The 13,613-nt window shown below is 69.0% G+C and carries 13 protein-coding genes; 12 read left to right on the top strand and 1 reads right to left on the bottom strand.

The features are described 5' to 3' along the window. Genes H284_RS0102250 through mutM form a run of 7 tightly spaced genes read left to right on the top strand, consistent with a single transcriptional unit; the run spans position 1 to position 7,076 of the window. Positions 1–1,077, top strand: a complete 1,077-nt coding sequence (locus tag H284_RS0102250) for an AAA family ATPase (protein ID WP_020075006.1) — start codon at positions 1–3, stop codon at positions 1,075–1,077. 1 nt (position 1,078) lies between these two features. Continuing rightward, positions 1,079–2,410, top strand: a complete 1,332-nt coding sequence (locus H284_RS0102245) for a DUF58 domain-containing protein (protein ID WP_020075005.1) — start codon at positions 1,079–1,081, stop codon at positions 2,408–2,410. After that, positions 2,400–4,667 carry a transglutaminase TgpA family protein gene (locus H284_RS0102240; protein ID WP_020075004.1) on the top strand — a complete coding sequence of 756 codons (2,268 nt, stop codon included), beginning with the start codon at positions 2,400–2,402 and terminating at the stop codon, positions 4,665–4,667. Before H284_RS0102245 ends, H284_RS0102240 begins: the two co-directional genes overlap by 11 nt. 11 nt (positions 4,668–4,678) lie before the next feature. Then, complete coding sequence (locus H284_RS0102235) at positions 4,679–5,230, top strand: YceD family protein (RefSeq protein ID WP_020075003.1); 552 nt, start codon at positions 4,679–4,681, stop codon at positions 5,228–5,230. Positions 5,231–5,232: 2 nt separating this feature from the next. Then, positions 5,233–5,436 carry a 50S ribosomal protein L32 gene (rpmF, locus tag H284_RS0102230; protein ID WP_018190667.1) on the top strand — a complete coding sequence of 68 codons (204 nt, stop codon included), beginning with the start codon at positions 5,233–5,235 and terminating at the stop codon, positions 5,434–5,436. Positions 5,437–5,461: 25 nt separating this feature from the next. Next, entirely contained in the window at positions 5,462–6,175 is a 714-nt protein-coding gene (gene rnc / locus H284_RS0102225) for a ribonuclease III (protein ID WP_018190668.1), read from the top strand. After that, entirely contained in the window at positions 6,153–7,076 is a 924-nt protein-coding gene (gene mutM / locus H284_RS0102220) for a bifunctional DNA-formamidopyrimidine glycosylase/DNA-(apurinic or apyrimidinic site) lyase (RefSeq protein WP_020075001.1), read from the top strand. Before rnc ends, mutM begins: the two co-directional genes overlap by 23 nt. 33 nt (positions 7,077–7,109) lie before the next feature. On the opposite strand, the gene H284_RS0102215 is transcribed toward mutM, so the two are convergent. Further along, a complete protein-coding gene (locus tag H284_RS0102215; protein ID WP_018190670.1) occupies positions 7,110–8,201 on the bottom strand; it encodes a GNAT family N-acetyltransferase in 1,092 nt (363 codons plus the stop codon). A gap of 192 nt (positions 8,202–8,393) precedes the next feature. Between H284_RS0102215 and H284_RS0102210 the strand changes: the two genes are divergently transcribed. From H284_RS0102210 to H284_RS0102190, 5 genes are all read left to right on the top strand, one after another. Continuing rightward, on the top strand, positions 8,394–9,617 hold the full coding sequence (locus H284_RS0102210) for a branched-chain amino acid ABC transporter substrate-binding protein (protein ID WP_018190671.1): 1,224 nt from the start codon (positions 8,394–8,396) through the stop codon (positions 9,615–9,617). A gap of 116 nt (positions 9,618–9,733) precedes the next feature. Beyond that, entirely contained in the window at positions 9,734–10,741 is a 1,008-nt protein-coding gene (locus H284_RS0102205) for a branched-chain amino acid ABC transporter permease (RefSeq protein WP_018190672.1), read from the top strand. After that, positions 10,738–11,973 (top strand): branched-chain amino acid ABC transporter permease, encoded by a 1,236-nt coding sequence (locus H284_RS0102200; RefSeq protein ID WP_018190673.1) that lies wholly within the window; start codon positions 10,738–10,740, stop codon positions 11,971–11,973. The genes H284_RS0102205 and H284_RS0102200 overlap by 4 nt, the downstream gene beginning before the upstream one ends. Beyond that, complete coding sequence (locus tag H284_RS0102195) at positions 11,970–12,881, top strand: ABC transporter ATP-binding protein (RefSeq protein ID WP_018190674.1); 912 nt, start codon at positions 11,970–11,972, stop codon at positions 12,879–12,881. The genes H284_RS0102200 and H284_RS0102195 overlap by 4 nt, the downstream gene beginning before the upstream one ends. Then, positions 12,868–13,581, top strand: coding sequence for an ABC transporter ATP-binding protein (locus H284_RS0102190; RefSeq protein WP_018190675.1), 714 nt, complete (start codon positions 12,868–12,870; stop codon positions 13,579–13,581). Before H284_RS0102195 ends, H284_RS0102190 begins: the two co-directional genes overlap by 14 nt. Positions 13,582–13,613: the final 32 nt, after the last annotated feature.

The following is a 13,613-nucleotide window of genomic DNA, read 5'->3' as shown; positions in this document are numbered from 1 at the left end:
ATGAACAGTTACGCGACGCGCCAGCCCACCGAATCCTCCGTCGCGCCCGAGGAGGAGGCGGGGGATGTCACCCGCATGGACCTCGACGAGCTGAGGCGCGCCGCGGAGCAGATCACCGCCAACGTGGAGTCCGTCATCGACGGAAAGCATGAGGCCGTGCAGACCGCGCTGGTGGTGCTGCTGGCCGAGGGGCATCTGCTGATCGAGGATGTTCCCGGTGTCGGCAAGACCATGCTGGCGAAGTCTCTGGCGAAGTCGGTCGACTGCACGGTCAGCCGCATCCAGTTCACCCCGGACCTCCTGCCGTCCGACGTCACGGGCGTCTCGGTCTACAACCAGGCGGAGCGCCGGTTCGAGTTCAAGCCGGGCGCCATCTTCGCGAACATCGTCATCGGCGACGAGATCAACCGCGCGAGCCCGAAGACGCAGTCCGCCCTGCTGGAGTGCATGGAGGAGCGCCAGGTCACGGTCGACGGCTCGACCTATCCACTCGCCGCCCCCTTCATCGTGGTCGCGACGCAGAACCCGGTCGAGATGGAGGGGACGTACGCCCTGCCGGAGGCGCAGCGCGACCGCTTCATGGCCCGGATCGCCATGGGCTACCCGGACGAGGGTTCCGAGCTCGCGATGCTGACGACGCGGGATACGTCCAGTCCGCTGTCGCGCATCCGCCCGGTGGTCAGCTCCGACGAGCTGCGGGCCATGATGGTGACCGCTCGTGCCGTGTTCGCCTCGACGCCGGTCAAGCAGTACGCGGTCGACCTGGTGCGGGCCACGCGCGAGGACCGCGACCTGCGGCTCGGCGCGAGTCCACGTGCCACGCTCCAGCTGATCCGTGCGGCGAAGGCGATGGCGGCTCTCGCCGGCCGCGACTTCGTGCTCCCGGACGACGTGGATGCGCTGGCCGTGCCGGTGCTCGGCCACCGGCTGCTGCCGACCAGCCGGGCGCTCGGGCACCACCACGAGAGTGCGCCGGTGATCGCCGACATCGTCCGGCGGATCGTCGCGTCGACGCCGGTGCCCGTCGGCTCCGGTTCTTCGGTCGGCGCCGGCGCAGCGGGCGCCACGGGACGCTGACATGCCCCCGGGCGGCCGTTCCTCGTCGCCGCTGAAGCGGCCGCGCCCGACCGCCCGCGGTTGGACGCTCGGCGCCGTCGGAGTGGTGGCGCTCGTCGCGTCGGCCGTGTTCGGGCGCACGGACGTGCTGTTCGTCGGGGTGTTCCTGACCGTGCTCCCGCTCGCCGCCATGATCTCCGTGACGGTGGACCGCCCCCGGCTGACCGTCACCCGCAGCTTCCATCCGGATGTCGTGGCGGCGGGGGAGAAGGCCACCATCGTCACGACGGCGCGCAATCAGGCGCCGCGCCCCAGCCCCGCAGCTCGATGGCGCGAGTCCGCTCCCGCCGCGGTCGGCGTGCAGGACTCCGCGCCGTTCCCACGGCTCGGTGCGCACCAGCCCGACGGCATGCTGGGCCGCGACACGGTCGTCCTCCGGCAGGATGTCGTCCCCGAGCGCCGCGGTGCGCATCCCATCGGGCCGCTGGTGGTGAGCCGCACGGACCCGTTCGCGATCGCGTACGCCGAGTACGCGATCGGCCAGCCACGGCAACTGCTGGTGACGCCGCGCGTCGTGCCGTTGTCGCGCGGCGAGCTGGATGTCGCCCACAGCGAGGGCACCGAGCACGAACTGCTGCGCCACAGCATCCCAAGCGCCGACGAGCTGATCGCCCGCGAGTACCGGCCGGGCGACCCGCTGCGGCGCGTGCACTGGCGGGCCACCGCGCGGCACGACCAGCTGATGGTGCGGCAGGAGGAGCAGCGCAGCAACCCCGAAGCGTGGATTCTGATGGACACCCGCCCGCTGCCCGCGCACGCGGAAGAGGCGGCCGAGGAGTTCGAGACGCTGGTCGACCTGGTCGCCTCGATCGGCGTGCACCTGCTGGACGAGGGATTCGCGGTGAGCGTCGTCGAGACCGGCGACCGTCAGCTGTCGGGGCGCAGCGGCGCCGGACGGACAGGGACGATGGGCGCGACGACGGCGACCTACGACGTCGGGAGTGCCGACCGCATGCTCCTCGCAGACCTGGCGGCGGTCGAGACCAGTGTCACGGCCCGTGACGACGCTGTCGCCGAGCTCGGCGCCGGTCTGCGCCGGGCCGGTCGCGCGGTCCCCGTGTTCGCCGTGCTGGCCGGTGCGCCGCCCGCGGAGCTCGGCGCCCTCGCCGCACTGCGTTCGATGGGCGACCCCGCCGTCGCGTTCGTCGGCGCCTCCCTGCCGACCGAGACGGCCGAGGTGCTCGCGGACGCCGGATGGCTCTGCGTGACCTTCGCCGCGGGCGACGACCCCGCGGAATGTTGGCAGCGCGCCCTGCGGCGACAGCGGGCGGGGGTGGTGGCGCGTGGCGACTGAGTCCGTCGCGTTCCCCGTCGCTCGCGTCGGCGTGCGGCGCCGGGTCGGCTATTGGCGCATCACCGGCGCTCTCGTGCTGCAGGTGGTGGCGCTGAGCTATGCGCTCTCCGGGCTCATCCAGGGCATCGGCTGGTGGTTCGCGCTCGTGGCGACCGCCTCGCTGGTGCTCGTCACCGGCGCGGGGCTCCGCAGCCTCGGCGTCCCGAAGGGCGTCGTGCCGGTGCTGCTGCTGGTGGAGTCCGCGGCCATCATGACGGCGGCGTTCGGCCGAGGCTCGGGGCTGCTCGGCGTCATCCCCACGCCGACGACCGTGACGAACTGGCTGCAGTACCTCCAGCAGGCGATGCTCTCCATCTATCAGCAGGGCACTCCGGCGGAGGCGCTCCCCGAGTTCCTGTTCCTCGTCGTGGGCGGCGGATGCCTGCTCGCGCTCATCCTCGACACGTTCGCGGTGGCTATCCGGACGCCGGCATTCACCGCCGTGGGCATCGCCGCGGTGCTCGTCGTGCCGGGCGCGCTGCTCGGCGACGGGCTCGACCCCCTGGCTCTGGCAGCGTCGGCGGCTGCGTACCTGTGGCTGCTGCGCTGCGATGTGCGCAGCAGACGCCCGGGCACACCGCGTCCGGGAGCCGCCCTGTCGGTCGGCGCCTCGGCCGTGACCATCGCGGTCGTCCTCGCCGGGACCGCGCCGGGCTTCGACCAGGGCGGTGCGACCTCCTTCACCGCCGGGGGGATCTCCATCGGCGGCACGGTCACGCCGCTTGTCGACCTCGGAAAGGATCTCCGCCGCCCCGCCGCGGTGCGCGCGCTCACGTACACGACGAGCGCGGCGAACGGGCAGTACCTCAAGCTCGCGTCGCTCGACCAGTTCACCGGCTCCGTCTGGAAGCACCGGGAGCGCGACACGAACCGGCTGAGCGACGGCGCCAAGATCGGGCCGGTCGCCGGACTCTCCGACACCGTGAAGACGACGAAGATCACGACGACGGTCGCGATCGACAACATGACGAGCCGGTGGCTGCCGGCCCCGGCGCCCGTCCAGTCGGTGAAGGGACTGAACGGCACGTGGTCGTGGGATCCGGACGACCTCACGATCGGCGGCATCAACTCGACGACGCAGGGGCAGAAGTACACGGCGACCAGCCTCCTGCTCCAGCCGACGGCCGACCAGCTGAAGGCCGCGGGCGGCTTCGTCCCGGTGGAGGTGCAGCGCGACCTGTTCCTGCCGCCCAATCTGCCGTCGATCATCGAGGACACGGCGCTCACGGCGACGAAGGATGCGATCACCGAGTACGACAAGGCGGTCGCGCTGCAGGACTACTTCCGCGACAACAGCTTCGTGTACTCCACGCAGACACCGCTGAAGCAGGGATACGACGGCGACGGTGCGCGAGTGATCGCGAAGTTCCTCGAGGTCAAGAGCGGATACTGCGTCCACTTCGCCTCGGCGATGGCGCTGATGGCGCGCACCCTGGGCATCCCGTCGCGCGTCGCGGAGGGCTACCTGCCCGGCGCGACCAGTGGGGGGACGGCGACCAACCCGGGCGAGTACACGGTGACGAGCGACGACCTGCACGCCTGGCCCGAGTTGTACTTCGCCGGAGTGGGCTGGGTGCCGTTCGAGCCCACGGTCGGCCGAGGGACGGTCCCGGACTACACCCGGCCGCAGACCGACCCCGCCGCGGCGCCCCCGAGCTCGGCCGCCACCTCCAGCTCCGCACCGCGGGCGCTCGTTCCGACCGACCCCGCCAACCCGGCCGGCTCGGCCACCTTCACACCGACATCGGGAGCCCAGCCGCTCGCGACCGGCATCGGCGTCGCCCTCCTCGTCATCGGCGTCCTGCTCATCCCCGCGGTGTGGCGCAGGATGCGACGGCGTAGACGGCTGCGCGAGCTGACCGACGAGTGGGGAGGGGCGTCGCTCGTCTGGGACGAGCTGCGCGACACCGTCCGCGATCTCGGCTGGACGGCGCCGCCGACGGAGACCCCGCGCGTGTTCGCCGGCCGGGTGGCCACCGCGGTCGCCGGCACGCCGGCGGAGGATGCTGTCCTCCGCCTCCTCGGCGAACTCGAACGCGACGCATACGGCCCGCCGACCCGCCGCTGGGCGGGCGGCCTCTCGGACGACCTCGAGACGGTGCTGTCGGCCCTGGAGGCGCAGGCGGGCCCGGTGCTGCGGACGAAAGCGCTGCTCATTCCTGTGTCCTTGCTGCCAGCGGGCTGGCCTTCCGCCGTCCGTCCCCGTGGAGCGGCGTAAAATAGTCGCTCGTGACCACCAAGAACTCGCCGTACACCGTCAATGTGTACGACCTCATCCGCCGCCCAGGCACGATGCGCGAACAGCGCGTCACCATCCCTGTTGCGGAGAAACTCGGCGAGGGCCTGATCAGCGTCCCGGAGGGCGAGACCATCGATCTCGACCTCCGGCTGGAGTCGATGCACGAGGGGATTCTCGCGACGGGCGACGCTCAGACGACCGCCATCGGCGTGTGCGGCCGCTGCCTGATCGACATCGAGCAGCCTGTCCAAGTCGATTTCCAGGAACTTTTCGCGTATTCTTCTGACGAAGCTTTCGATCATGAGGTTCACGACGACCACGTGGATCTTGAACCTCTGATCAGGGATGCGGTAGTGCTGGCACTGCCGTTCCAGCCGGTGTGCCGGCCGGACTGCCCAGGTCTCGACCCCGAGACCGGGGAGAGGCTGGCGGATGTACCGGACCGCGAGCCGTCGCAGATCGTCGATCCGCGCTGGTCTGCGCTTGCGGCCTTCCAGGCTTCCGACACCGATGAACCCCGACCGAACACAGAGAAGAGATAGTCATGGCCGTCCCGAAGCGGAAGCAGTCGCGCGCCAACACCCACGCCCGTCGTTCGCAGTGGAAGGCTGAGGTCCCCACGCTCGTCAAGACGATCGAGAACGGCAAGGTCACCTACAGCCTCCCGCACCGCGCGAAGGTCGTCGAGGACTCTGCGGGCACCGCCCTCTTCCTCGAGTACAAGGGCCGCAAGGTCGCCGACGTCTGATCGTCGCTGACGATCGGTGAACGCTGTGGTCGGAGAGAACGCTGACCGCACAGCACTTCTGGAGAAGCTCGGGGTCGTCATCGACCCCGAGCTTCTCGAGCTTGCGCTGACTCATCGCTCGTACGCGTACGAGCACGGCGGCATCCCCAATAACGAGCGTCTCGAGTTCCTCGGCGACTCCATCCTGGGGCAGGCGGTGACGGTCAAACTGTTCCGCGAGAACCCGGACCTCGACGAGGGCGAGCTCGCCAAGCGGCGGGCCAGTCTGGTGAGCTCGGTCGCACTGGCCGAGGTCGCGCGCGGCATCGGCCTGGGGGAGTACCTCCGGCTCGGCCGCGGCGAGAACCAGAGCGGCGGTCGAGAGAAGGCATCCATCCTCGCCGACACGGTCGAGGCGCTCATCGGCGCCACCTACCTGGATGCCGGGGGCGACGCTGCGACGGCGCTCGTGCTGCGATTGATCGAGCCGCTGCTCGACGACCCGGACCGCTTCGGCGCCGCCATGGACCCGAAGACCAGCCTGCAGGAGGTCGCCGCCCACCGCGGTGCCGGCCTGCCGGTCTACACGGTGACCAACAGCGGCCCCGACCACTCCAAGACGTTCCACGCCACCGTCGAGGTCGGCAGCCTCGTCACCGCCACCGGCGAGGGGACGAGCAAGAAGCAGGCCGAGATGGCCGCGGCGCTGAGCGCCTGGACGGAACTGACGAGACGACGTGCCCGAGCTTCCCGAGGTTGAGGTCGTCCGTGCGGGTCTCGCACCCGCAGTCACCGGTGCGACCATCCTCGGCGTCGAGGTCTTCGAGCCGCGGTCGCTGAAGCGCCACGATCCGGTCGCCGGGGCGTTCGAGACGTTACTCACCGGACGGGTGATGGAGCAGCCGGTCCGGCGCGGCAAGTTCCTGTGGATCCCGCTCGCAGGCGTCCCGCGACGCGCCATCGTGGCCCACCTCGGGATGAGCGGGCAGATCCTCCTGCGCGAACCCGGCACCGAAGAAGCCGGCCTGCTCCGCATCCGGCTGCACATCGAGCATCCACTGCATGGCGAGCTGTGGGTGCACTTCGTCGACCAGCGGATCTTCGGGTCCATGGCGGTCGACGCGCTCGTCCCCACGGCAGACGGCGCGCCGGGTGGCCTCGGAACCGACGAGCCGTTCGTGCCGACACAGGTGACCCACATCGCCCGCGATCCGCTGGATCCCGCCTTCGACGACGCCGGCTTCGCCGCCGCGCTCGCCCGAAAGAACACCGGCATCAAACGCGCCCTGCTCGATCAGACCCTGGTGAGCGGTATAGGCAACATCTACGCCGACGAGGCGCTCTGGGCCGCGCGCATCCACTACGCCCAACCGGCGAACTCGCTCAGCCGCACGAAGGTGCGGACACTGCTCGCGGAGGTGCGCCACGTGCTCGAGAAGGCCCTCGCCGAGGGCGGCACCAGCTTCGACGCGCAGTACGTGAATGTGAACGGCGCCTCCGGCTACTTCTCGCACAGCCTCAACGCCTACGGTCGTCAGGGCCAGCCGTGCCCGCGCTGCGGCACACCGATCGTGCGCGAGCAGTTCATGAACCGCGGCTCGCACTTCTGCCCGCACTGCCAGCGGCTGCGGCGGTCACCCTCCCTGCCTGCCGCGAGCTGACCGCCGGAGCGTCCGCGCCCATCCCTCGGTCGATCAGCCGAGGGTCTTCTGCCAGTGCCCTGTCAGAGCGTGCGGGCGGAAGCCGAACGCGCGGTTGATCGCCAGCATCGGGTCGTTCTCGTCGGCGTTCCAGGTGAGGATGCGGCGGATGTGCGGGGCGCGCCGGCCGAGCTCCTGGATGTTCCGCAGCTTGACCGCGGTGCCCAGCCGGTGACCGCGGTGGGCGCGGGCCACGAGGGTGTCGTACTGCTCCGCCTTCGTGCCGTCGGCGGGGACCGCCAGCTCGGTGTACGCCGCGATCTCGCCGGTCGTCTCGTGCACCGCAGCCGTCACGAGCAGCGGCTCGCCGCGGGCGACGAGCGTCCGCTCCTGCGAGCGCACCCGTTCGCCGTCCCAGTCCTCCGGGTCCACGGCGATGCCGCTCTGCGGGATGTCGGTCGACATCCGGGCCTTCATCGCGGCGAACCGCTCCAGCAGGTCCTCGGGGGCGGCACCCCACCAGGACACGAGGCGGAAGCCGTTCAGCGTCATGGTCAGCCCGGCCTCGCGCTCCGGCGGGAGCGGAAGGTGCAGCTCGCTCGACCGCTCGATCTGGCCCAGCTGGTAGCCGTGGCGCAGCGCGAAGCGCACATCCCGTGACGTCGCCGGCAGGCCGGCCGTGCCCGCGGGAGCCCGCACCAGGCGGTCGGCGCCCTCCAGAGTCCGGATGGGGTGCTCGGTGTAGGTCGAGATGATCCGGCGGCCGCCCTCCGCGGCGAGCTCCTCGCCCTTCTCGAGCAGCGCGGAGCCGATCCCGCGACCGCGCAGCGCCGGGACGACGTCGACCAGCAGCGACACCGTCTCGGAGTCCTCGTCCAGGGGGAAGATCGCCTCGACACGGCCGACGATCACGCCGTCCTCGATCGCCACGAAGACGATCCGGTCGACATAGTCCTGCTCACGATGGGCAGCCAGCGCCTGCTCGGCGGTCTCGACGAAGTCGTCGTCCCCCCACATATCGACCACGATGCCGTTGAGGACGCCGACCAGCTCCTCGAAGGCGGCGGACCCGGGGGTGCCGAGCTCGTCGGGGATCTCCAGCCGGGTCACACGCATCCGATCGGACACCTCCTCGAGCCGTTCCACGCCGAAGGATCAGCCTACCCAGGCGCGGAGCACCGTGTGAAGGATCCCGCACGGTTTGGTTTCGATCGTGTAAATCTGCGTTCCGATCGTGGTTGCAAAACGTTGCGAGCCCTGTATTCTCAGCACACATATTCGTGGCACGAACCGGCGAAAACGGCGAGTTCGTGACGGATTAACGTCGAGAGGCAAGAGATGCTACGGAAGAAAGTCACCATCGGTGCGGCTGTTGCAGCGTCAGTCGCACTGTTCCTCGCGGGATGTGCGAACCAGCCGTCCACGGGAGGATCCACCAACGGCAATTCGTCGAAGGTCGACATCCCGGCGATCACGTCGGTCGATGTACCCAAGGACGCGGTGCTCCCCGCGGGCGACGGAAAGGCCACCTGTCCTGCTGGCCTGACCATCGGCTACGTGGGCGCGGAGACGGGCCCGAACGCCCAGCTCGGTATCAACATCTACAACGGCATCCAGCTGGCCATCGACCAGCACAACGAGTCCAACAAGGGGTGCCAGGTCGGCTTCAAGAAGTTCGACACCGAGGGCGACCCGAACAAGGCCACCGGTCCGGTGACCCAGGCCGTGAACGAGTCGGACATCGTCGGCGTCGTCGGCCTCCCGTTCTCGGGTGAGTCGAAGGCCACCGGCAACATCTTCGAGCAGCAGGGCCTCGTCCACATCACCCCGTCGGCCACCAACCCGGGCCTGACGCAGAACGGATGGAAGACCTTCTTCCGCGGCCTCGGCAACGACGCCGTGCAGGGTCCTGCCGCCGCGAAGTTCCTCACGGACAAGCTCGAGGCCAAGAAGGTCTACCTGGTCCAGGACGACTCCGACTACGGCATCGGCCTCGGCACCCAGACCTCCAAGGCTCTCGGCGACGCGCTCGTCGGCACCGACAAGGTGACCACCGGCCAGAAGGACTTCTCCGCGGTGATCTCGAAGATCATCAACGCGAAGCCCGACGCGGTCTACTACGCCGGCTACTACGCCGAGGGTGCTCCGTTCGACCAGCAGCTGGTCAACAAGGGCTACAAGGGCACGTTCGTCGGCCCGGACGGCGTGAAGGACGACCAGTTCATCAAGCTGGCCGGTGACGCGTCCGGCAACGCGTACTTCACCTGCCCCTGCATCCCGGGCGAGCTGATCCCCGACTTCGAGTCCGCCTACAAGAAGCTCGCGAACGCCGAGCCGGGCACCTACTCGATCGAGGGTTACGACGCCGCCACCGTCCTCCTCGCCGGCATCGACAAGGGCAAGACGTCCCGCGCCGACCTGCTGTCGTGGGTCAAGGACTACGACGCCGACGGCCTGAGCAAGCACTACAAGTGGGACTCCACCGGTGAGCTCCAGGCGCCGGCCGTCTACGGCTACAAGGTCGAGAACGGCAAGATCGTGCCGATCGGCACCATCGGCTGAGGCGACACCTGAAGGGTGCCGCGGGACACGACGGCCCGCGGCACCCTCGTTTTTCGACTACGCTCGCTTTGCTCGCCGGATCAACGAAGATCCGACACTGAACCCTGGATGCTCGAATGCTCGAAACCCTCCTCCTTCATCCCGCCCTCGACAGCTCCTGGATCAATTTCGACGTCAACGCGCTGGTCCAGAACTTCTGGAGCGCAACGTTCGACGGGCTCACCTTCGGCGCTGTCTACGGCCTCATCGCCGTCGGCTACACGCTGGTCTACGGTGTGCTGAACCTGATCAACTTCGCCCACTCCGAGGTCTTCATCGTCGGCGCCTACGGCGTCGTCGTGACCCTCACGACGCTCGGTTTCGGTCCGAGCGCGCCGAATCTGAGCGCCGGCGCCATCGTCGGGGACCTCATCCTGGCCCTCATCGTCGGCGTGCTGGCCTCCGCCGTGACGGCATGGCTCCTGGAACGCGTCGCTTACCGGCCGCTGCGAAAACGCAACGCGCCACGCCTGGTGTTCCTCATCACGGCCATCGGCGCCTCGTTCGCGATCCAGTACGGGATCTTCCTGATCCGTGGCGCGAACGCCGAGCCCTCGGTGACCATGTTCATCCCGCAGCCGATCTTCGATGTGTTCGGGACGATCGTGAACAGCCAGCAGCTGATCATCGTCATCGCGTCGGTGATCCTCATGATCGCGACCGACTGGTTCATCCGACGCACCCGCACCGGCCGCGGCATCCGCGCGGTCGCGCAGGACCCGGACACCGCGACGCTGATGGGCGTCAACAAGGAGCGGATCATCCAGATCACCTTCATCACCGGCGGTATCCTCGCCGGCGCCGCGGCGCTGTTCTACGTGATGCTGGTCCCCTCCGGCGTGATCTACAACGGCGGATTCATCCTCGGCGTCAAGGCATTCGCCGCGGCCGTCCTCGGCGGCATCGGCAACGTCCGCGGAGCGCTGCTCGGCGGTCTGCTGCTCGGCGTCATCGGCAACTACGGCCAGATCCTCCTCGGTGACTCGCAGTGGACGGACGTCGTGGCCTTCGTGGTCCTCGTCCTGGTGCTGCTGATCAAGCCGAGCGGCATTCTCGGCACCTCGCTCGGAAGGAGCCGCGCATGAGCATGTCAGAAGGACCCAGGGTCCTGCCCGATGCTCGCGAAGAGCAGGCGGTCGACGCCCTCGAGGCGTCCCGCGGCAAGCGCAGCACCGGCCCGTTCGGTCAGCTCCGCGACCGCTGGAACAACCTCCCGCGCGCCGTGCAGTGGGCCTGGCTGCTCATCGTGGTGGCCCTCGCCTACGCCCTGCCGTATCTGAACTTCTTCCCGCTCTCCACCGCTCCCGGCAACGACTGGGCGCTGGCCTGCTTCTCGATGGCGGTCTACGCGCTCATCGCGATCGGCCTGAACGTGGTGGTCGGATACGCCGGCCTGCTCGACCTCGGCTACGTCGCGTTCTTCGCGGTCGGGTCGTACACGGCGGCGATGCTGACCAGCCCCGACTCGCCGTTCGTGAAGATCCCGTACCTGTGGACGATCCCGGTCGCCATCGCGGTGACGATGACGTTCGGCATCATCCTGGGTGTCCCGACGCTCCGCCTCCGTGGCGACTACCTGGCGATCGTGACGCTCGGCTTCGGTGAGATCGTGCGCATCCTCGCCACGATCATCCCGGCGATGAAGGGCCAGGTCGGCTTCCAGAACGTCGGCCACCCGCCGGGGGAGAACGCCGACGGCATCCCGATCTTCTCCAACTCCAACGGCGTGCCGTGGTACTGGCTGACGATCACCGTCATCATCGTGATCCTGCTGCTGGTCGGCAACCTGGAGCGCAGCCGCGTCGGCCGCGCCTGGGTCGCGATCCGCGAGGATGAGGACGCGGCGGAGATCATGGGCGTCCCGACCTTCAAGTACAAGGTGTGGGCGTTCGCGATCGGCGCCGGCGTCGGCGGCCTCTCCGGTGCGCTGTTCGCCGGTCAGGTCGGCTTCGTGAACAACCAGAAGTTCGACGTGCAGACCTCGATCCTGTTCCTCGCGGCCGTCGTCCTCGGCGGCGCGGGCAACAAGGTCGGCGCCATGCTCGGCGGCGCGATCGTGGCGTACATCCCGCTGCGGTTCACCGTCATCGCCGACTACAAGTACCTGATCTTCGGTATCGCCCTCGTGCTCATCATGATCTTCCGCTCGCAGGGACTGTTCCCGGCGCGGCAGAAGCTGCTGGCGTATGGCAGGCATGCGTATCGCCGGGTGGCGGACGCGGCGAAGGGACGTCCGGGCCCGCGGACCGGGGCCACTCCGGTCGTCGACAGCGGGGCATTGGATGCGGATGGCAGCGCGAAGGGAGGCGCACGATGACGGATGCACAGAACACGGTTCCGGAGGAGGAGCCGGCCCTCGGCGTGAACGAGGACGAACTGGAGGCCGCGGGCATCGACCTGGAGGTCGCCGAGGCTGCAGCGCCCGACCGCGAGATCGCGGTCGAGGTCGGCGAGAACATCGTCGAGGTGCGCAACCTCACGGTGAAGTTCGGCGGCCTGACGGCCCTCGACGATGTCACCTTCGACATCCGCCGCGGCGAGATCCTCGGTCTGATCGGCCCGAACGGCGCAGGCAAGACGACCTGCTTCAACGCCATGACGGGCGTCTACAAGCCGACCAGCGGCGACGTGCTGCTGGAGGGCCAGACGATCAAGGGCCGCAAGCAGCACCAGATCACCCGGCTCGGTCTCTCGCGGACGTTCCAGAACATCCGGCTGTTCGGTGAGATGACGGCGCTCGAGAACGTCGTGGTCGGACTGGATGCGCGGCACCGCACGTCGGTCCCCGGCGCGCTGCTCCGCCTCCCGCGGCACACGCGCGAGGAGAAGTCGTCGATCGAGCGCGGCATGGCCCTGCTCGAGTTCGTCGGCATCGCCGACCAGGCGGGTTCGCTGTCGCGGTCGCTCCCGTACGGCTACCAGCGTCGTCTGGAGATCGCCCGCGCGCTCGCGACCGACCCGAAGGTGCTGTGCCTCGACGAGCCGGCCGCCGGCTTCAACCCGGCGGAGAAGGAGGAGCTCATGGAGCTCATCCGCACCATTCGGGCCGACGGGTACACCGTTCTGCTGATCGAACACGACATGAAGCTGGTCATGGGAGTGACCGACCGGATCGTCGTGCTGGAATTCGGACGCAAGATCGCCGACGACACTCCGGAGGCCATCCGGAACGACCCTCGCGTGATCGCCGCCTACCTCGGGGAGCCCGAAGATGACGTTGCTTGAGCTGAAGAACATCAGCGTTTCGTACGGCCGGATCGAGGCCATCCACGACATGTCCTTCTCGGTCGATGAGGGCGAGATCGTCAGCCTGATCGGTGCGAACGGCGCAGGCAAGTCGACGACCATGAAGACGATCTCGGGCATCCTGAACCCGTCGAAGGGGTCCATCCTGTTCGACGGCGAGGACATCACCAAGATGAAGGCGCACATCCGCGTCGTCCGGGGCATCTCGCAGGCGCCGGAGGGCCGGGGCATCTTCCCGGGAATGACGGTCATGGAGAACCTCGACATGGGCGCGTTCGGCCGCAAGGACCGCTCGAAGATGGGCGAGGACTTCGACCGGGTGTTCGCGCTGTTCCCGCGACTCGCCGAGCGGAAGACGCAGGTGGGCGGCACGATGTCGGGCGGCGAGCAGCAGATGCTCGCCATCGGCCGCGCGTTGATGTCGAACCCGCGGCTCCTGCTCCTGGACGAGCCGTCGATGGGTCTGGCGCCGCAGTTCATCCGGCAGATCTTCTCGATCGTGACGGAGATCAACAAGCAGGGCACGACGGTCCTGCTGGTGGAGCAGAACGCGAATCAGGCGCTGGCCCGCGCGCATCGCGGCTTCGTCCTGGAGACCGGCGTGATCACCCGTGCGGGCACCGGCAAGGAGCTCCTCGCCGACCCCGCGATCAAGGAGGCCTACCTGGGCGTCGCCTGACCCACGCCTCCCACCGCCTCCCACCACCCCCG

The sequence above is a fragment of the Cryocola sp. 340MFSha3.1 genome (assembly GCF_000383315.1).
Classification (GTDB): Bacteria; Actinomycetota; Actinomycetes; order Actinomycetales; family Microbacteriaceae; genus Leifsonia.
The sequence above is the reverse complement of the archived record's forward strand: the minus strand, read 5'-3'. Positions and strand labels throughout refer to the sequence as shown.